The following is a 19021-nucleotide window of genomic DNA, read 5'->3' as shown; positions in this document are numbered from 1 at the left end:
AGAGGTCGTCATGACCTCTTCTGATCCACTTTAGTTTTTCAGATTGGCAGGAAAGTTGGCTGGCAGTTCACTGGCCGGGCAATCGATCACGCTGTCGTTATTCTGACCCGCGTCGCGGATAAAGGTCAGGGTTGCGAACTCATCAATGATTTCAGTGGGATAAGCCGGACCCGCTTCGCGATAGCTTTCCATCTCCGCCAGATGATCGTTCTGGAAGCAGACGGTTTTTTCGGGATTATTCATTACCCAGCGCGGGAAGAAGATGGTGCCGTGGAAGATTTTATCGGCCATGTTCACCGCCAGGCTGACATCCGTGCCGGTAGGCTCGGTCCAGGAGACTTTGTAGACATCCTCTGCCAGCCGGACAATGTAAGCATGCTGGTTTTTAACCCAGCGATTACCAACCATACCGCTGTGAATACGGTAATCAACGGTGTCACTGTTTTTGATGTAAAGCTCGTAGTTCCAGCCGTTGTCATAGGTGTAAACCAGATGTTTGCCGACCAGACCAGAAAGATTGTGTTTGTCGAAAGTGCTCATCGTTATTTCCTCATTCGTTTTTGTTGAAGCCATTATTGCGCGTTACAAAAGCGATGAATAACGCTAATTTTAGCGATGAATGATTCAATTTTTAGATGAGTGGTTATGTATAAGACAACATTGGAGCAGTGGTTTTTACTCGACTCAGTGGTGAATGAGGGGAGCTTTGCGCTGGCGGCGGAGAAGAACAATCGCAGCCAGTCTTCACTCAGCTATCAGCTTGGCCTGCTGCAACAGCGGCTGGGCGTGACGCTGTTGCAGCAGGAGGGACGTCGTGCCGTGCTGAGCGCGGAGGGACATCAACTGCTGGCTCAGGCTCGTCCGCTGCTGGAAGGTTTTAGCGCGCTTGAAGCGCAGGCTAACGCGCTGCGGCGCGGCGAACGCTCCCGCATCGATCTGATGGTGGATGCGACCCTGCCTAAACCGCTGCTGTTTGATGTGCTGCACACTTTTCAGCAGCGCTATCCACATGTTCGGATCTGGTTCAGTGAAATTGTCCGCAGCGAAACGCCGCACAGGCTGGCGGAACAGCAGGCCGATCTCTGGCTGGTGGCCCAGTACGGGGATGACACCCTGGCGGGCGAAAGCCTGATGAGCGTCGATTTCGTGGCTGTCGCCCATCGCGATCATCCGCTACACCGTGAACCCGCCCCGCTCAGCGCGGCGACGCTGGCGCGCTGGCCCTGCATTACCATTCTTGATCGCCAGCAACAGCAGCAGTCTGAGGTTAATGGCGATCAGGCGGAAAACTGGTCATTCACGACGCTGTCAGCGGCGATTGAGGCGGTTCAGCATCAGTTAGGTTATGGCTGGCTGCCCGAAACCAATATCCAGCCGCTCTTAGAGAGCGGTGAACTGCGTCCGCTGCCGCTGCTCCAGGGACGGCGACGCAGCAGCACGCTGGTGCTGTGTATTAATGAGGAGAGATTACCCGGCAACAGCGCGATTGCCGCGCTGGCGCAGCTGTTTATTGAGCGGGTGGCGCAGGGGATGCGGTAAGGTGCTAGGGGGTTGGTTCGGGAGAGACATATCAATCAGGCTGTCGTCAGCTATGACGCCCGCGGTTTATCCCCGCTCGCGCGGGGAACACCAATGTACCCAAGAGATACATAATGAACCCGACGGTTTATCCCCGCTCGCGCGGGGAACACTCTAAATCCATCCACCTGATTCCTCTGAACTTTTTCACCGCAGAAAATTCCACCAGATTTTACACCCTGACTTAACCCAGATGAACACTTAATATCCCGTACAGAATTCAGGCGAAAAAAAAGCCCCCGTAACGGGAGCTTTCTCTTTCACAGCAACAGAAACTTATTTCTTCTTCGCTTTGGCGTTAGGCAGATCGGTGATGCTGCCTTCGAAGATTTCTGCCGCCAGACCCACTGACTCATGCAGCGTCGGGTGAGCATGGATGGTCAGCGCAATATCTTCCGCGTCACAACCCATCTCGATCGCCAGACCGATTTCGCCCAGCAGCTCGCCGCCGTTGGTGCCGACAATCGCGCCACCGATCACCCGGTGCGTCTCTTTGTCGAAAATCAGCTTGGTCATGCCGTCTGCACAGTCAGAAGCGATAGCACGGCCTGAGGCTGCCCACGGGAAGGTGGAGGTCTCGTAGCTGATGCCTTTCTCTTTCGCTTCTTTCTCGGTCAGGCCGACCCAGGCAACTTCTGGCTCGGTATAGGCGATAGATGGGATCACTTTTGGATCGAAGTAGTGCTTCAGACCCGAGATCACCTCTGCCGCTACGTGGCCTTCATGCACGCCTTTGTGCGCCAGCATTGGCTGACCCACGATGTCGCCGATCGCATAGATGTGCGGCACGTTGGTACGCATCTGCTTGTCGACGCGGATGAAACCGCGATCGTCCACTTCCACGCCCGCTTTGCCGGCATCCAGACCTTTACCGTTTGGTACACGGCCGATGGCCACCAGCACCGCGTCGTAACGCTGCGCTTCGCCAGGCGCTTTTTTACCTTCCATGGAAACGTAAACGCCATCGTCTTTCGCTTCAACGGCGGTCACTTTGGTTTCCAGCATCAGGTTGAATTTCTTGCTGATCTTCTTGGTGAAGACTTTCACCACATCTTTATCAGCTGCCGGGATCACCTGGTCGAACATCTCGACCACATCGATCTCTGAACCCAGCGCATGATAAACGGTCGCCATTTCCAGACCGATGATGCCGCCGCCCATAACCAGCATGCGCTTCGGTACTTCTTTCAGTTCCAGCGCATCGGTTGAATCCCAGACGCGAGGATCTTCATGAGGAATAAATGGCAGTTCGATAGGACGTGAACCCGCAGCGATGATGGCGTTGTCGAAGTTGATGGTGGTCGCGCCGCCCTCTCCTTCAACCACCAGCGTATTGGCACCGGTGAATTTGCCGAGGCCGTTAACCACTTTGACTTTACGACCTTTTGCCATTCCTGACAGGCCGCCGGTCAACTGGTTAATCACTTTCTCTTTCCAGCTACGGATCTTGTTAATATCGGTAGAGGGCTGACCGAACACAATGCCGTGCTCTTCAAGGGCTTTCGCCTCTTCAATCACTTTGGCAACGTGCAGCAGCGCTTTAGAGGGGATACAACCGACGTTCAGACAGACACCGCCGAGGGTGCTGTAACGCTCTACCAGTACGGTTTCCAGACCTAAATCCGCACAACGGAAGGCTGCAGAGTAACCTGCAGGACCTGCCCCAAGTACCACGACCTGGGTTTTAATCTCTGTACTCATCATGACCTCTTATTTGATATCCGGCGGGTCAGACGTTCTGATAATGCCCTTGTTCCACCGGGACTTTCACCGCAAGAGTTTACAGAATTGTTAACAAACTGCCAACCACGGCGCGACGAATCGTGACAGGAAGGCCGGCATTCGCCGGCCTTTCTTCACATTTACATAACTAAACGACGTATGTCGGACAGCATATTGCCAATGATGGTGATGAATCGCGCACCATCAGCACCGTCGATCACGCGGTGGTCGAAGGAGAGAGAAATCGGCATCATCAGACGCGGAGTAAACTCTTTACCGTTCCACACCGGCTCCATCGCCGACTTAGAAACACCCAGGATAGCCACTTCCGGCGCGTTAACGATCGGCGCGAAGTGAGTGGTTCCCAGGCCGCCCAGGCTGGAGATGGTGAAACAGCCGCCCTGCATGTCGCCCGCGGTCAGTTTACCGTCACGCGCTTTCTTCGAAATCGCCATCAGTTCACGCGACAGCTCGGTGATGCCCTTCTTGTTCACGTCTTTAAAGACCGGAACCACCAGGCCATTTGGCGTATCAACCGCCACACCGATGTTGATATATTTCTTCAGCGTCAGCTTCTGCGCATCTTCAGAGAGCGAGCTGTTGAAGCGTGGCATCTGCTCAAGCGCCGCGGCGACCGCTTTCATGATGAACACCACCGGGGTGTACTTCACATCCAGCTTACGCTTCTCAGCTTCCGCATTCTGCTGCTTACGGAACGCTTCCAGATCGGTAATATCGGTTTTGTCGAAATGGGTAACGTGCGGGATCATCACCCAGTTACGGCTCAGGTTCGCGCCAGAAATTTTCTGGATGCGACCCAGTTCGACTTCTTCGATTTCGCCAAACTTGCTGAAATCTACTTTCGGCCACGGCAGCATGCCAGGCAGACCACCACCGCTTGCCGCAGCCGGTGCCGCTTCAGCGCGTTTCACCGCCTCTTTGACGTAAGTCTGCACGTCTTCTTTCAGAATGCGACCTTTACGGCCGGTGCCTTTGACTTTCGCCAGGTTCACACCGAACTCGCGCGCCAGGCGACGGATCACCGGGGTAGCGTGAACGTAAGCATCGTTCTCGGCGAACTCACCTTTGCTCTCTGCTTTCGCTGCCGCCGGAGCCGCTGCCGGTTTAGCGTCAGACTTCGCCGCTGGCGCCGGTGTCGCTTCCTGTTTTGCCGCCGCAGGCGCGGCCGGAGCGGCACCTTCGACTTCAAACACCATGATCAGTGAGCCGGTGCTGACTTTATCGCCGGTCGCGACTTTCAGCTCTTTGACGGTGCCCGCAAATGGCGCAGGCACTTCCATTGAGGCTTTGTCACCTTCGACCACGATCAGGGACTGTTCAGCGTCAACTTTGTCGCCCACCTTCACCAGAATCTCGGTAACTTCAACTTCATCACCGCCGATGTCCGGGACGTTAACCTCTTTTGCGCCCGCTGCCGCAGCCGGAGCCGTGGCCGCTTCTTCTTTCACTTCTGGCTTCGCATCAGAGGCCGGTGCGGCACCTTCCGCTTCAAACACCATGATGGCTGAACCGGTGCTGACTTTGTCGCCGGTGGCGATGGTGATCTCTTTGACCACACCTGCGAACGGTGCCGGTACTTCCATTGAAGCTTTATCGCCTTCCACCACGATCAGTGACTGTTCGGCTTCCACTTTGTCGCCGACTTTCACCAGAATCTCAGTGACTTCCACTTCGTCACCGCCAATATCCGGTACAGCCACTTCTTTGCTGGCGGTGGCCGCAGCGGCGGCTGGCGCAGGGGCCGCGTCCGCTTTTTTCTCTTCGGCTGGCGCTGGTGCCGTTTCGGCGGCACCTTCTGCGTCAAACACCATGATCAGCGAACCGGTCTCAACTTTGTCACCGGTGGCGATTTTGATCTCTTTGACCACGCCTGCCTGCGGTGAAGGCACTTCCATTGAGGCTTTGTCGCCTTCCACGGTGATCAGCGACTGCTCGGCTTCCACCTTGTCGCCAACTTTCACCAGAATCTCGGTGACTTCAACTTCGTCAGACCCGATATCCGGTACCTTAATTTCGATAGCCATTACTCTCTTACCTCTTAAGCCAGACGCGGGTTAACTTTATCGGCGTCGATGCTGAATTTGGTGATCGCGTCAGCCACCACTTTCTTCTCAATCTCGCCACGTTTAGCCAGCTCACCCAGTGCGGCAACCACCACATAAGATGCGTCCACTTCGAAGTGATGACGCAGATTTTCGCGGCTGTCAGAGCGACCAAAGCCATCGGTACCCAGCACGCGATAGTCGCTGGCTGGCACGTAGCTACGAACCTGCTCAGCGAACAGCTTCATGTAGTCGGTCGAGGCGACAGCCGGCGCGTCGTTCATCACCTGAGCGATGTAAGGCACGCGCGGTTCTTCGGTCGGATGCAGCATGTTCCAGCGCTCACAATCCTGGCCATCGCGCGCCAGTTCGGTGAACGAGGTAACGCTGTAGACATCAGAGCCGATACCGTAATCTTTCGCCAGGATCTGTGCCGCTTCACGTACGTGACGCAGGATAGAGCCTGAACCCAGCAGCTGAACTTTGCCTTTGCTGCCGTCCACGGTTTCCAGCTTGTAGATACCCTTACGGATACCCTCTTCCGCACCCTGCGGCATCGCTGGCATGTGGTAGTTTTCGTTCAGCGTGGTGATGTAGTAGTAAACGTTCTCCTGCGCTTCGCCATACATACGCACCAGACCGTCATGCATGATGACTGCCACTTCATAGGCGTAAGAAGGATCGTAAGAGATACAGTTCGGGATAGTCAGCGACTGAATGTGGCTGTGACCATCTTCATGCTGCAAACCTTCGCCGTTCAGCGTGGTACGACCCGAGGTACCGCCGACCAGGAAGCCGCGCGCCTGCTGGTCGCCCGCCAGCCACATCAGATCGCCGATACGCTGGAAGCCGAACATCGAGTAATAGATGTAGAACGGGATCATCGGCAGGTTGTTGGTGCTGTAAGAGGTCGCCGCCGCCAGCCAGGAAGAACCTGCGCCCAGCTCGTTGATCCCTTCCTGCAGAATCTGACCTTTCTCATCTTCTTTGTAGTAAGCAACCTGCTCGCGGTCCTGCGGGGTGTACTGCTGACCGTTCGGGCTGTAGATACCGATCTGACGGAACAGACCTTCCATACCAAAGGTACGCGCTTCATCGGCGAGGATTGGAACCAGACGATCTTTGATCGACTTGTTCTTCAGCATCACGTTCAGGGCACGCACAAAGGCGATGGTGGTGGAGATCTCTTTGTTCTGCTCTTCCAGCAGCGCACCGAACTCTTCCAGCGCGGGCATTTCCAGCTTCTCGGTAAACTTCGGCTGGCGGGTCGGCAGGTAGCCGCCCAGCTTCTCACGCTGGCCATGCAGATAGTTGTACTCTTCAGAGCCTTTTTCGAAGGTCACGTACGGCAGTGATTCGATTTTGTCATCGGCGACCGGCACGTTGAAGCGATCACGGATATAGCGCACGCCATCCATGTTCATCTTCTTCACCTGGTGGGCAATGTTTTTGCCTTCCGCGGTGTCGCCCATACCATAACCTTTAATGGTATGCGCCAGGATCAGCACCGGCTTGCCTTTGGTATCCTGCGCTTTTTTCAGCGCCGCGTAGATTTTCTTCGGATCGTGGCCGCCACGGTTCAATGCCCAGATTTCATCATCGGACATATCTTTAACCAGCGCGGCGGTTTCCGGGTATTTACCAAAGAAGTGCTCGCGCACATAGGCACCATCGCGCGATTTGAAGGTCTGGTAATCGCCGTCTACCGTTTCGTTCATCAGCTGGATCAGCTTGCCGCTGGTATCTTTACGCAGCAGCTCATCCCAGCGACCGCCCCAGATGACCTTGATCACTTCCCAGCCAGCACCGGCAAAGATGCCTTCCAGCTCGTTGATGATCTTGCCGTTACCGGTGACCGGGCCATCCAGACGTTGCAGGTTACAGTTGATGATGAAGACCAGGTTATCCAGTTTTTCACGGGTCGCGATGGTGATCGCGCCTTTGGATTCCGGCTCATCCATCTCGCCATCACCGAGGAAGGCGTAAACGGTCTGCGCGGAGGTATCTTTCAGGCCACGGTGTTCCAGATATTTCAGGAACTTCGCCTGGTAGATCGCTGACAATGGACCCAGACCCATAGAGACGGTCGGGAACTGCCAGAATTCGGGCATCAGTTTCGGGTGCGGATAAGAAGAGAGGCCTTTGCCGTCCACTTCCTGACGGAAGTTGTTCATCTGCTCTTCGGTCAGGCGACCTTCAAGGAACGCACGGGCATAGATGCCGGGTGAAATATGACCCTGGAAATAGACCAGATCGCCGCCATCTTTCTCACTGCGCGCCCGGAAGAAGTGGTTAAAGCACACTTCATAAATGGTGGCAGAGGACTGGAAGGAAGACATGTGGCCGCCAAGCTCCAGATCTTTCTTCGATGCACGCAGCACCGACATGATGGCGTTCCAGCGGATCGCGGAGCGAATACGACGTTCAAGTGAGGTATTGCCCGGATAGTCCGGTTCATCTTCAACGGCAATAGAGTTGATGTAGTTACTGATTGCAGACGATCCTGCAGCCACGTTTACGCCGCCTTTGCGGGCTGCACTCAGCACCTGATCAATCAGATACTGCGCACGTTCAACACCTTCTTCACGGATGACCGATTCGATCGCCTGTAGCCAGTCACGAGTTTCAATCGGATCCACGTCATTGTGTAAACGTTCTGACATGGGTGTATTCCTTATCTGTGTCTAATACGTTGAATAATCGGGAGCCTGTTGATGCACAAGCAGGCAGGCTCGTCTGATGTCAGTACGATCTTTGTCGCACATCATTCCTTACGTTGCTGTAAACGACGCAGGGAGCGTTCTCGACGGCTCTGCTCCCGACTTCTGTCCAGCAAGATTTCCTCAATGAACGCCAGGTGACGGTGTGAAGCCTCGCGCGCTTTTTCCGGCTCACGAGCCACAATCGCCTCAAAGATTCTGGCGCGGTGACCGCTCACTTTTGCCAGCATTTCCCGGCGCAAGTAGAGCAATTCAAAATTCTGTCGAACGTTTCGTTCCAGCATAGGGCCCATTGAGCGTAGCAAATGCAAAAGCACCACATTATGGGCCGCTTCTGTGACCGCGATCTGATACTGCATCACGGCATCGGCTTCGGCGTCTAAATCGCCGCTGTCCTGCGCCTGCTGGATGTGCAGATGGCAGTCACGAATGCGCTGCAAATCTTCTTCTGTGCCGCGCAGTGCCGCGTAGTAGGCAGCGATGCCCTCTAAGGCATGGCGTGTTTCCAGCAGATCAAACTGTGATTCAGGATGGTCGGCGAGAAGTTCAACGAGCGGATCGCTGAGGCTTTGCCAGAGATGCTCCTGCACGAAGGTTCCGCCACCCTGACGGCGTAGCAATAATCCTTTGGCTTCCAGCCGCTGGATCGCTTCGCGGAGAGATGGACGTGAGACATCGAATTGTTTGGCGAGTTCGCGCTCAGGCAGCAGCTTCTCTCCCGGCCGTAGTGTCCCTTCCATAATCAGCGATTCGAGTTGTTGCTCGATAGCGTCGGAGAGCTTGGGTTGGCGAATCTTACTGTAAGCCATCGTCCCTTCTTATTAAGCCAGTCGTCCGAAGTAAATTGGTAATACCAATTGCAAAGAGGTGCCGGTAAAGTAACAAAGTATTCACCTTGTGTCTATATGGCGGCGGTGACATTCACATGTCACTAAAGCCAGTACCAGCGCTAACTTACGGTCATAAAAATGAAAAAAACCTGTTACCTGAAACGCGGTTTCAGCTGACTTTTACCAAACCTTACACCCGGTTAGCGCGTAAGCGCGGCGGCAAACATAAGTGAAAGCTATTCGTCATTGGCCCGATTTCATGGCAGAAATTTCTCTGGCCTGACGTGACCGGTACGGCGTTTTTTCAGTCATTCCTTAGCACTAAAAGCGAAACCAGGTGCAAAGCGATTCGCTTATCACTATTCTTGTCGCCAGGGTAGCTTATGTCCGCACACAGCAGGCCAGATACCGTAAAGTAATCAATACGTTATTGTAATCACTTCCTGACAGCGAACTGCGCTGCGAACGAAGAATAAAAACATCACGAGGTTTGTATGGAACAACAGCAAGGCGACGCGCTGAAACGTGGTCTGAAGAACCGCCATATTCAGCTCATCGCGCTGGGTGGAGCAGTGGGAACCGGCCTGTTTCTGGGCAGCGCATCGGTTATCGAATCCGCCGGACCGGCCGTTATTCTGGGTTATGCCATCGCCGGTTTTATTGCCTTTTTAATTATGCGCCAGCTGGGTGAGATGGTGGTGGAAGAGCCGGTAGCCGGCAGCTTCAGTCACTTCGCCTATAAATACTGGGGCAACTTTGCTGGCTTCGCTTCGGGCTGGAACTACTGGGTGCTCTATGTGCTGGTGGCGATGGCAGAGCTGACCGCGGTCGGTAAATATGTGCAGTTCTGGTGGCCGGACTTCCCCACCTGGGCTTCCGCCGCCATCTTCTTCGTGATGATCAACGCCATCAACCTGACCAACGTGAAAGTGTTTGGTGAGATGGAGTTCTGGTTCGCCATCATCAAAGTGATTGCGGTCATTGGCATGATCCTGTTCGGTGGCTGGCTGCTGTTCAGCGGTCACGGCGGCCCGCAGGCCACCGTGCGCAACCTGTGGGAACAGGGCGGCTTTTTCCCGCACGGCCTTGGCGGGCTGGTGATGGTCATGGCGATTATCATGTTCTCGTTTGGCGGTCTGGAGCTGGTGGGTATCACCGCCGCCGAAGCGGATAACCCGGAAATCAGCATTCCTAAAGCAACCAATCAGGTGCTGTGGCGCATCCTGATCTTCTACATCGGTTCGCTGGCGGTGCTGCTCTCCCTGATGCCGTGGACCCGCGTCACCTCAGACGTCAGCCCGTTTGTCTTTATCTTCCACGAGCTGGGCGATGCGATGGTGGCGAATGCGCTGAACGTGGTGATCCTGACGGCGGCTCTGTCGGTCTATAACAGCTGCGTTTACTGCAACAGCCGCATGCTGTTTGGTCTGGCACAGCAGGGCAACGCGCCGAAATCGCTGCTGAAAGTCGATCGTCGCGGCGTCCCGGTGTTAACCATTCTGGTCTCAGCTGTCGCCACCGCGCTCTGCGTGCTGATCAACTACCTGATGCCTGGCGAAGCGTTTGGCCTGCTGATGTCACTGGTGGTCTCGGCGCTGGTGATCAACTGGGCGATGATCAGCCTGGCACACCTGAAGTTCCGTCGTAAGAAGGATCAGCAAGGCGTGACCACCCGCTTTAAAGCGCTGTTCTATCCGGTGGGTAACTGGATCTGCCTGATCTTCCTGGCGGCAATCCTGGTGCTGATGGCGACCACACCGGGTATGGCTATCTCAGTCTGGCTGATCCCGGTCTGGCTGGTGATTCTGGCGATCGGTTACTTTATTAAGAACCAGACGCAGAAAGCCTGATCCCTGGTTGCGTGCTGCGCCTGCGCAGCACGCAACCTGCTTCACCTTCTCCCCTCGCGCTGGCCCGATCCAGCTCACACTTCTCCCGGCCCACCTGTTTTGTCCATCTTGATGACGAATTCCTCCCGCGCATCCCGCTGATTTACTGACAATAATTCCTGTTTACCGCGAATGTGCAGGAGAAAACCATGAAAGGAACCCCGCTCTCGTTTCGGGAAAAACTGGGTTATGGCATGGGCGATGCCGGATGCAACATGATTGGCGGTGCCATCATGCTGTTCCTCAATTACTTCTATACCGATGTTTTCGGCCTGGCCCCGGCGCTGGTAGGTACCCTGCTACTCTCGGTCAGGGTACTGGACGCCGTCACCGATCCGATTATGGGGGCGATCGCCGACCGCACGCAGAGCCGCTGGGGCCGTTTTCGCCCCTGGCTGCTGTGGGTTTCCGTGCCCTATGTGCTGTTCAGCATACTGATGTTTACCACGCCAGACTGGAGTTACCACAACAAGGTGATCTGGGCCTTTGTCACCTACTTCCTGATGTCGCTGACCTACACCGCGATAAACATCCCTTACTGTTCACTGGGTGGGGTGATCACCAACGACCCCGGCGAGCGCGTCTCCTGTCAGTCTTATCGCTTTGTGCTGGTCGGCATTGCCACGCTGATCCTCTCACTGTCACTGCTGCCGATGGCCGAGTGGTTTGGTGGCGAAAATAAAGCGCGCGGCTATCAGATGGCGATGACCGTGCTGGCGACCATTGGCCTGGCGATGTTTCTGTTCTGCTTTGCCACGGTGCGTGAACGTATCCGCCCTGCCGTGCCGAGCAATGATGACCTGAAAAAAGATCTGCGCGACGTCTGGAAGAATGATCAGTGGGTGCGCATTCTGCTGCTGACCTTCTGTAACGTCTGTCCCGGCTTCATCCGTATGGCCGCCACCATGTATTACGTCACCTGGGTGATGGGGCAATCGACCCACTTCGCCACCCTGTTTATCAGCCTGGGGGTGATTGGCATGATGGTCGGCAGTACGCTGGCGAAACTGCTGACCGACCGCTGGTGCAAACTAAAGGTCTTTTTCTGGACCAATATTGTCCTGGCGCTCTTCTCCAGCGGCTTCTACTGGATCGATCCGCACGCCACGCTACTGGTGGTGGTCGCCTACTTTATGCTGAATATCCTGCATCAGATCCCCTCGCCGCTGCACTGGTCACTGATGGCCGACGTGGATGACTACGGTGAATGGAAAACCGGCAAGCGCATCACCGGCATCAGCTTCTCTGGCAACCTCTTCTTTCTCAAGGTCGGACTGGCGGTGGCGGGTGCGATGGTCGGCTTTCTGCTGTCGATTTATGGCTACAACGCCGGCGCTAAACAGCAGTCCGCCGAGGCGATCAACGGCATTATGCTGCTGTTTACCGTGATCCCTGGCGTGGGCTATCTGATTACCGCTGGCGTGGTACGTCTGATGAAGGTTGACCGGAAAATGATGCTGACCATTCAGCGGGATCTCGCGCTGCGTCGCGAAAACTTTCATGACTTACAGACTGTTCGCCTGCGCGACCGTGCTGCCACGCAAACCGGAGATGTTAAATGACCGCAACCTGGCCTAACCCTTTTATCGAACAGCGCGCCGACCCCTTTATTCTGCGCCATGAGCAGCACTACTATTTTATCGCCTCAGTGCCGGAGTATGACCGGCTGGAGATCCGCCGCGCCACCACGCTGGTGGGGCTGCGCACGGCTGAACCGGTGGTGGTCTGGCGCAAGCCTGAGAGTGGTCCCTGTAGCGAACTGATCTGGGCACCGGAGCTGCATTACATCGACGGACAGTGGGTGATCTACTTTGCGGCTGCGCCAACCCGCGACATCAAAGAGGGGCTGTTTCAGCACCGGATGTATGCGCTGGTGTGCGATGCGGAAAATCCGCTGACGGATGAGTGGCAGCCGTGCCGCCGGATCTTCAGCCAGTTTGACAGCTTCTCGCTGGATGCCACCCACTTCGTCCATCAGGGCAGGAACTGGTATCTCTGGGCGCAGAAAGATCCGGCGATTCCCGGTAACTCCAATCTCTATCTGGCGGAGCTGCTGAATCCCTGGACGCTGAAAGGCACGCCGGTAATGCTGAGTCGCCCTGAATATGAGTGGGAGTGTGCCGGCTTCAGCGTAAACGAAGGGCCAGCGGCGATCCGCCACGGGGATCGGCTGTTTGTCACCTACTCTGCCAGCGCCACCGATGAAAATTACTGTCTGGGCCTGCTGTCGATTGCGGCGGAAGCCGATCCGCTTGATGTGACCGCCTGGCAGAAATCAGCCCGGCCGGTATTTGCCTCCAGCTGGGACAATCATCAGTTCGGGCCGGGCCACAACAGCTTTACTCAGGATGAGGCGGGACGGGACGTGCTGGTCTACCACGCGCGTCACTACACCGAAATTGAGGGCGATCCGTTATGGGACCCGAATCGCCATACCCGGCTGAAATATTTTCACTGGCGGGAAGATGGCACGCCCGATTTTGGCGTGCCGCCTGCCGATCACACCAGCGTGCCGTAAATCGTCAGCAGCGCTACCACCACCACCAGCACCAGTGAGGTCTTTTTCGCTAACGCCACGGCAATCCGTGGCGTTGCGACTTTATCGGTGTGCGGATCGCGCGACAGCGAAAACTGCGCCAGCATGGTCAGCACCTGATATTGCGAACGGTGGCGGTCGGTCAGCGAGGCAAACCAGGCGGGTAGCGCTTTCTCACCGTGACCCAGCAGAGCGTAGGCCACACCCGCCAGCCGCACCGGGATCCAGTCGAGGATATGCAGCAGGCCATCCACCCCCGACTGCGCCCGCGTCACTGGCGTACCGTGCTTTGCCAGCCAGCCTTGCCAGGCCCGCAGAAAAGCGTAACCCACCAGCAGCACCGGTCCCCATGCGCCGCCCACCACCAGCCAGAACATCGGGGCGAGATAGAAGCGGAAGTTTATCCAGATCAGCGCATTTTGCAGTTCGCGCAGAAACTCGCGCTCAGAACACTCAACCGGCACCCCGTGGATCATTGTCAGCTCCGCCGCCATCGCCTGATGTGCAGCCACATCATCATGGCTGGCCGCTTTCAGGTAGGCATGATAGTGCTGCCGCACTGAGCCGGCCCCGATGCACAGCAGCCCGGCGACAATCCAGAACAGCAGTTGCAGCACGCCAAACAGCAGCCCTTTCAGGCTCCAGACCACCAGTGCGGTCAGCGCCATCGCCAGCAGGGTCATCAACAGGGTACGCGCCAGGGAGAAGTGCCGGCGCTGGCGAAAAATCGGCTCCAGCCGGTGTTCGAGCTGCCAGTGCTCGCCCAGTTTAAACAGGCGTTCCCAGCCTAAAACCAGTAACAAGGTAAACAACGTCATACTGACTCCGCAAAAATCAGGATTGCTGCTGCGTTAACAGCTGTTTGTAGTAATCCCAGTCAAAAGCAGGTCCGGGATCGGTTTTGCGTTGCGGGGCGATGTCGCTGTGCCCCGTAATACGTGAAGGCGTTAACGGATAGTGTTGCAGCAGTAACTGCGTAACCCGTTGCAGGGCGCGATATTGCGCTTCGGTATAAGGATCGCTATCCGTGCCCTCCAGCTCAATGCCAATGGAGAAGTCATTGCAGTTTTCCCGGCCCTCAAACTGCGAGACGCCCGCATGCCAGGCGCGCTGATCAAACGACACATACTGGACGATCTCCCCATCACGACGAATCAGACAGTGTGCCGCCACCCGCAGCGCGGCAATCTCCGCGAAATAGGGATGGGCGTCCGCTGGCAGCGTGCCGGTGAATAACCGGTCGATCCACGGGCCGCCAAACTCACCGGGCGGCAGACTGATATTGTGGATCACCAGCAGCGAAGGCGCTTCATTATCAGGACGCGCATTGCAATGGGATGAGGGTACCTGACGCACATCGGTAAGCCAGCCATCTTGAAGTTTCATGCCAATATTCCTTGTTCAACCTGGCTGAGAATAGCATGAATAGTAACGGATTCTTGCGCCTGCGTGTGTCGTTGTAACAGTTATGCCACAAGCCGTGTTAAGTATACTAAACAAAACAGCTTGGATGGCTGGTGTACGCCTGCACTTCAGGCTATTGTAAACGCCCTACTCATCCCCCTCTTTTGGAGCTGAACAACTATGTCTTCGCGCGGTTATGATCGAGACAGTCGCCGCCAGGCGCTGATCAAACGCATTGAAAGTGACATCCCTGACGCCGTTGCGCTGGCGTTGAAAGAAGATCTCGGCGGTGAGATCGACGCCGATCGCGATATTACCGCGCAGCTGTTACCCGCCGACACCCAGGCCCATGCGCAGGTGATCACCCGTGAAGCCGGTGTTTTCTGCGGTAAACGCTGGGTCGAGGAGGTGTTTATTCAGCTTGGCTCAGGCGCGACGCTGAACTGGCAGGTTGAGGATGGCGACCGAATCGAGCCAAATCAGCCGCTGTTTGAGATCGAAGGGCCGGCACGCCTGCTGCTCACCGCCGAGCGCACCGCCCTTAATTTTGTGCAGACGCTTTCGGGGGTGGCCACCGAGGTCAGCCGCTATGTCGCGCTGCTGGCGGGCAGTCAGACGCAGCTGCTCGACACCCGTAAGACCCTGCCCGGCCTGCGAACCGCGCTGAAATATGCGGTATTGTGCGGCGGCGGCAGTAATCATCGGCTGGGCCTGTCCGATGCCTATCTGATTAAAGAGAACCATATCATCGCCAGCGGATCGATTCGTCAGGCGATTGAAAGAGCGCAGTGGCTCCATCCTGAGGTGCCGGTGGAAGTTGAGGTGGAGACGCTGGAGGAGCTGAGCCAGGCGCTTGAGGCGGCGGCTGACATCGTGATGCTGGATAACTTCAGCCTGGATCAGATGCGGGCGGCGGTTGAGCTCAACCGGGGACGTGCGCAGCTTGAGGTCTCCGGCAACGTCACCGAAACCACTCTGCCGCAGATCGCGCAGACCGGCGTGGACTTCGTTTCAGTGGGCGCGCTGACCAAGCACGTGCGGGCGCTCGATCTCTCGATGCGTTTTCAGCAAAAGTAACCCGCTTCGCCCTGCTCCGCTACGGCCATTTCTGCGACCCGGCTTCCAGCGCAGTTTCGACTGCGCTGCAATCGTGAAATCTTTTCTCGTCACCCTTTCCGCTTTGCCCATCCTCGCCTGTTTTTCAGCGCCAGCGCTCTCTAACCTGTCGCCTTCTTTAATCAGGAGACGATGACATGGATTATCAACGTGGATTTACGCTGGTTGAGCTGATGATTGTGGTGGGTATCGTGGCCATTCTGAGCGCCATTGGCCTGCCCGCTTATCAAAATTATCTGCAACGGGCGGCGCTCACCGACATGCTGCAAACCATGGTGCCCTACAAGACGGCGGTCGAGCTTTGTGCGCTGGAGCATGGCGGTCCGACGCAGTGTCAGGCCGGACAGGCGGGCATTCCCGCCGCCAGGGGATCGCGCTATGTTTCAGCTCTGAGCGTCACCAATGGAGTGATTACCCTGACCGGTCAGGAGAGTCTGACTGGCCTGAGCGTCGAAATGACGCCGGTCTGGGATAGCGCAGAGGGCAGCCTCAGCTGGCAACGCAGCTGTACCAGCAGCAACAGCAGCCTGCGTGACAATTGCCAGCAGCAGTTCCGCTTTGCGGATAAGGGAGCCAGTGATGAGCAGGCCTGATGATGCGATTGCCGCGTTGTGCCAGCGCTATCGCGCGCTGCTGCTGCATCATGACGCCAGTCAGCTGCGGGTCGCCGTGGCGGAGAGCGTACCGCCCGGACTGACGGAAGCGCTCCACTTTGCCAGTCAGTGTCAGATTGAGGTTGAATGCTGGCCGCAGGCCAGGCTCGATCAGTTGCAGCACGCCAGCCAGCCGCTGGTGGCACGGGAAGAGGCCCCGGCGGAATCCGCCATCGACGCGACCCAGCTGATATTGCGCCAGGCGATGGAGCGCCGCGCCTCAGATGTGCATATCGAACCCTGGCAGGAGGGCCTGCGGGTGCGGTTGCGCATCGACGGCGTCTTGCATCCTTTGTCCTCGCTGCCGGCCACGCAGCCAGCGGCGCTGCTGGCACGGCTGAAGATCCTCGCCGGACTGGATATTGCCGAACGCCGCTTACCGCAGGATGGGCAGTTCAGCATGGAGATCGCCGGGAAACCCGCCTCGTTTCGCCTCGCCACACTGCCAGTCTACGGGGGTGAGAAAGCGGTGGTCCGGCTGCTGCAAAGCGAAAGCGCGGCCCTCTCGCTGGATAAGCTCGGTCTGCCTGCGGCTCAGCTCCGGCTGATTTGCGCCGCCCTGGCACAGCCACAGGGACTGATCCTGGTGACCGGACCGACCGGCAGCGGCAAAACCTTTACCCTCTACAGCGGGCTCAGCGCCCTGAATACGCCGGAAAAAAACCTGTGCAGCGTGGAAGATCCCGTTGAGATCCCGCTGCCCGGCATTAACCAGACGCAGATCCAGACTAAAAATGGCCTCGATTTTCATCGCGTGCTGCGGGCGCTGCTGCGACAGGACCCTGACGTGATTATGGTGGGCGAGATCCGCGATGCCGAAACGGCGGAGATTGCGGTGAAAGCGGCGCAGACCGGGCATCTGGTGCTCTCCACGCTGCACACCAACTCCACCGCCGAAACCCTGACCCGGCTGCGGCAGATGGGCATTCCCGGTTACCTGCTCGGTTCGGCGCTGCGGCTGATTGTCGCCCAGCGCCTGGTGCGGCGGCTCTGTCCCCACTGCCGCCAGCCCGCTCAGGCGGTGGCGCACTATCCCGCCGAACTCTGGCCGGGCACCCTGCAAACCTGGCGTGCGCCTGGCTGCGACCACTGCTTTTCCGGCTATTTTGGCCGTCTGGCGCTGTTTGAACTGCTGCCGATAAACGCCAGACTGCAAAACGCTATCGCCGCGGAAATGCCGCTGGAGAACCTGCTCAGTCTGGCGAAACAGCAGGGGCTACGCCCTCTGCTGGTCTCCGGGCTGGAGGCGGTCAGCCGGGGTGATACCTCTCTGGAAGAGATGCAGCGGATAATCGGACTCGACGATGGCTGATGCGGGCTTGTTTCGCTGGCAGGCGGTAGACGGTCAGGGCCGGTTGCTCAGCGGTGAGATGCTGGCGACCGATTCCGATAACCTGCTGCTGATGCTGGCCCAGCGCGATCTCCTGCCGGTCAGCTGGAAACGCGAAAAGGTCTGGCGTCCGCGTGACTGGAAATGGCAGCACAAAACCGATCTGATCCGCCAGCTCGCCACCCTGCTCAGGGCGGGCCTGCCGCTGGCAGAGAGTCTGGCTTTGCTGGCTGAGGGCCATCCCCATGCGGGCTGGCGGGCGTTGATGATGGCGCTGCACCACCGGGTGCTGAGCGGTCAGCCCTTTTCACAGGCTTTGCGTGAATGGCCGCAAATCTTCCCGGCGCTCTACCCGGCGCTGATGGAGGTGGGAGAGCTGACCGGCCAGCTTGATGTCTGTTGCAGCGAGCTGGCCCAGCAGCAGATCCGGCAGCAGCAGTTGTGGCAGCAGGTGAGAAAAGCTCTGCGCTATCCGCTGTTTATTCTGCTGGTGGCGATGGCCGTCACCAGCGGCATGCTGCTGTTCGTTCTGCCTGAGTTCGTCTCGGTCTACGCCTCCTTTGACGCGCCGCTGCCCGCCTTTACCGCAGCGGTGATGCAGCTCTCCGCTGCGCTCCAGGCCTGGGGTGTCCCGCTGGTCACCGGCCTGGCACTGGCGCTTTTTGCCTGGCACCAACTCCGACGACGATCTGCTGGCTGGCAGCGACGTGAGCAGGCGCTTTTCCTGCGCATCCCGCTGCTTTCCGGGTTATGGCGCGGCACGCAACTGACGCAGATCTACACCATTCTGCATCTGACTCAGCGCGCCGGGTTAACCCTGTTACAGGGACTGGCTGCGGCTGAGGTCACGCTCTCGTCGTTATTATGGCGGGAGGCGGTTGCCGGGCTGCAACAGCATATCGCCGAGGGCAAACCGCTGCATCAGGCCCTGCTCAATCACCCGCTGTTTACGGCGTTATGCGGTCAGCTGATTCGCGTCGGTGAAGAGGCGGGTGCGTTAGAGCGGATGCTGGCGCGCCTGGCGGAGTGGCATGAGAGAGAGACCCGCGAACGCGCAGAGACGCTGGCCGCCTCGCTGGAGCCGATGATGATGGTGGTGATCGGCGGCATTGTGGGGACGCTGGTGATTGCGATGTATCTGCCGGTGTTCGGACTGGGCGAGGCGATGCAGTAAGGGGCG

15 protein-coding genes are annotated in these 19021 nt (G+C 57.3%); 8 read left to right on the top strand and 7 right to left on the bottom strand.

Annotated elements, in window-relative coordinates:
- Positions 1 to 30 precede the first annotated feature (30 nt).
- The gene (locus ACCW71_RS11715; protein WP_436371503.1) at positions 31 to 540 is read right to left on the bottom strand and encodes a phenolic acid decarboxylase; all 510 of its coding nucleotides are present in this window, start codon (positions 538 to 540) and stop codon (positions 31 to 33) included.
- A gap of 105 nt (positions 541 to 645) precedes the next feature.
- Here ACCW71_RS11715 and ACCW71_RS11710 point away from each other — a divergent pair, with 105 nt between their 5' ends.
- Positions 646 to 1539 (top strand): LysR family transcriptional regulator, encoded by an 894-nt coding sequence (locus ACCW71_RS11710; RefSeq protein ID WP_436371501.1) that lies wholly within the window; start codon positions 646 to 648, stop codon positions 1537 to 1539.
- 315 nt (positions 1540 to 1854) lie between these two features.
- Here the strand turns inward: ACCW71_RS11710 and lpdA are convergent, their stop codons facing one another.
- From lpdA to pdhR, 4 genes are all read right to left on the bottom strand, one after another.
- On the bottom strand, positions 1855 to 3279 hold the full coding sequence (gene lpdA / locus ACCW71_RS11705) for a dihydrolipoyl dehydrogenase (RefSeq protein ID WP_436371499.1): 1425 nt from the start codon (positions 3277 to 3279) through the stop codon (positions 1855 to 1857).
- 161 nt (positions 3280 to 3440) lie between these two features.
- The gene (gene aceF, locus ACCW71_RS11700) at positions 3441 to 5345 is read right to left on the bottom strand and encodes a pyruvate dehydrogenase complex dihydrolipoyllysine-residue acetyltransferase (RefSeq protein ID WP_436371497.1); all 1905 of its coding nucleotides are present in this window, start codon (positions 5343 to 5345) and stop codon (positions 3441 to 3443) included.
- 14 nt (positions 5346 to 5359) lie between these two features.
- A complete protein-coding gene (gene aceE, locus ACCW71_RS11695) occupies positions 5360 to 8026 on the bottom strand; it encodes a pyruvate dehydrogenase (acetyl-transferring), homodimeric type (protein WP_436371495.1) in 2667 nt (888 codons plus the stop codon).
- Positions 8027 to 8127: 101 nt separating this feature from the next.
- Positions 8128 to 8892, bottom strand: a complete 765-nt coding sequence (gene pdhR, locus ACCW71_RS11690) for a pyruvate dehydrogenase complex transcriptional repressor PdhR (protein WP_436371493.1) — start codon at positions 8890 to 8892, stop codon at positions 8128 to 8130.
- Between the two features lie 515 nt (positions 8893 to 9407).
- Here pdhR and aroP point away from each other — a divergent pair.
- From aroP to ACCW71_RS11675, 3 genes are all read left to right on the top strand, one after another.
- Positions 9408 to 10763 (top strand): aromatic amino acid transporter AroP, encoded by a 1356-nt coding sequence (aroP, locus tag ACCW71_RS11685; RefSeq protein WP_436371491.1) that lies wholly within the window; start codon positions 9408 to 9410, stop codon positions 10761 to 10763.
- Positions 10764 to 10951: 188 nt separating this feature from the next.
- Positions 10952 to 12364 carry a glycoside-pentoside-hexuronide (GPH):cation symporter gene (locus ACCW71_RS11680; protein ID WP_436371489.1) on the top strand — a complete coding sequence of 471 codons (1413 nt, stop codon included), beginning with the start codon at positions 10952 to 10954 and terminating at the stop codon, positions 12362 to 12364.
- The gene (locus ACCW71_RS11675) at positions 12361 to 13320 is read left to right on the top strand and encodes a glycoside hydrolase family 43 protein (RefSeq protein WP_436371487.1); all 960 of its coding nucleotides are present in this window, start codon (positions 12361 to 12363) and stop codon (positions 13318 to 13320) included. Before ACCW71_RS11680 ends, ACCW71_RS11675 begins: the two co-directional genes overlap by 4 nt.
- Here the strand turns inward: ACCW71_RS11675 and ampE are convergent.
- Both ampE and ampD read right to left on the bottom strand, forming a co-directional pair.
- Positions 13302 to 14156 (bottom strand): beta-lactamase regulator AmpE, encoded by an 855-nt coding sequence (gene ampE / locus ACCW71_RS11670; RefSeq protein ID WP_436371485.1) that lies wholly within the window; start codon positions 14154 to 14156, stop codon positions 13302 to 13304. The genes ACCW71_RS11675 and ampE overlap by 19 nt on opposite strands.
- A 16-nt stretch (positions 14157 to 14172) precedes the next feature.
- Positions 14173 to 14724: a 1,6-anhydro-N-acetylmuramyl-L-alanine amidase AmpD gene (ampD, locus tag ACCW71_RS11665; protein WP_436371483.1), complete on the bottom strand. Its 552-nt coding sequence runs from the start codon at positions 14722 to 14724 to the stop codon at positions 14173 to 14175.
- Between the two features lie 198 nt (positions 14725 to 14922).
- Here ampD and nadC point away from each other — a divergent pair, with 198 nt between their 5' ends.
- From nadC to hofC, 4 genes are all read left to right on the top strand, one after another.
- Complete coding sequence (gene nadC, locus ACCW71_RS11660) at positions 14923 to 15819, top strand: carboxylating nicotinate-nucleotide diphosphorylase (RefSeq protein WP_436371481.1); 897 nt, start codon at positions 14923 to 14925, stop codon at positions 15817 to 15819.
- 176 nt (positions 15820 to 15995) lie between these two features.
- Entirely contained in the window at positions 15996 to 16451 is a 456-nt protein-coding gene (ppdD, locus tag ACCW71_RS11655) for a prepilin peptidase-dependent pilin (RefSeq protein WP_436371479.1), read from the top strand.
- Positions 16438 to 17823, top strand: a complete 1386-nt coding sequence (gspE, locus tag ACCW71_RS11650; protein WP_436371477.1) for a type II secretion system protein GspE — start codon at positions 16438 to 16440, stop codon at positions 17821 to 17823. The genes ppdD and gspE overlap by 14 nt, the downstream gene beginning before the upstream one ends.
- Positions 17816 to 19015, top strand: a complete 1200-nt coding sequence (gene hofC, locus ACCW71_RS11645; RefSeq protein ID WP_436371475.1) for a protein transport protein HofC — start codon at positions 17816 to 17818, stop codon at positions 19013 to 19015. The genes gspE and hofC overlap by 8 nt, the downstream gene beginning before the upstream one ends.
- Positions 19016 to 19021: the final 6 nt, after the last annotated feature.

Origin of the sequence: Pantoea sp. C2G6, assembly GCF_051336815.1 — a bacterium.
Classification (GTDB): Bacteria; Pseudomonadota; Gammaproteobacteria; order Enterobacterales; family Enterobacteriaceae; genus Pantoea.
This window is presented reverse-complemented; position numbering and strand designations above follow the sequence as displayed.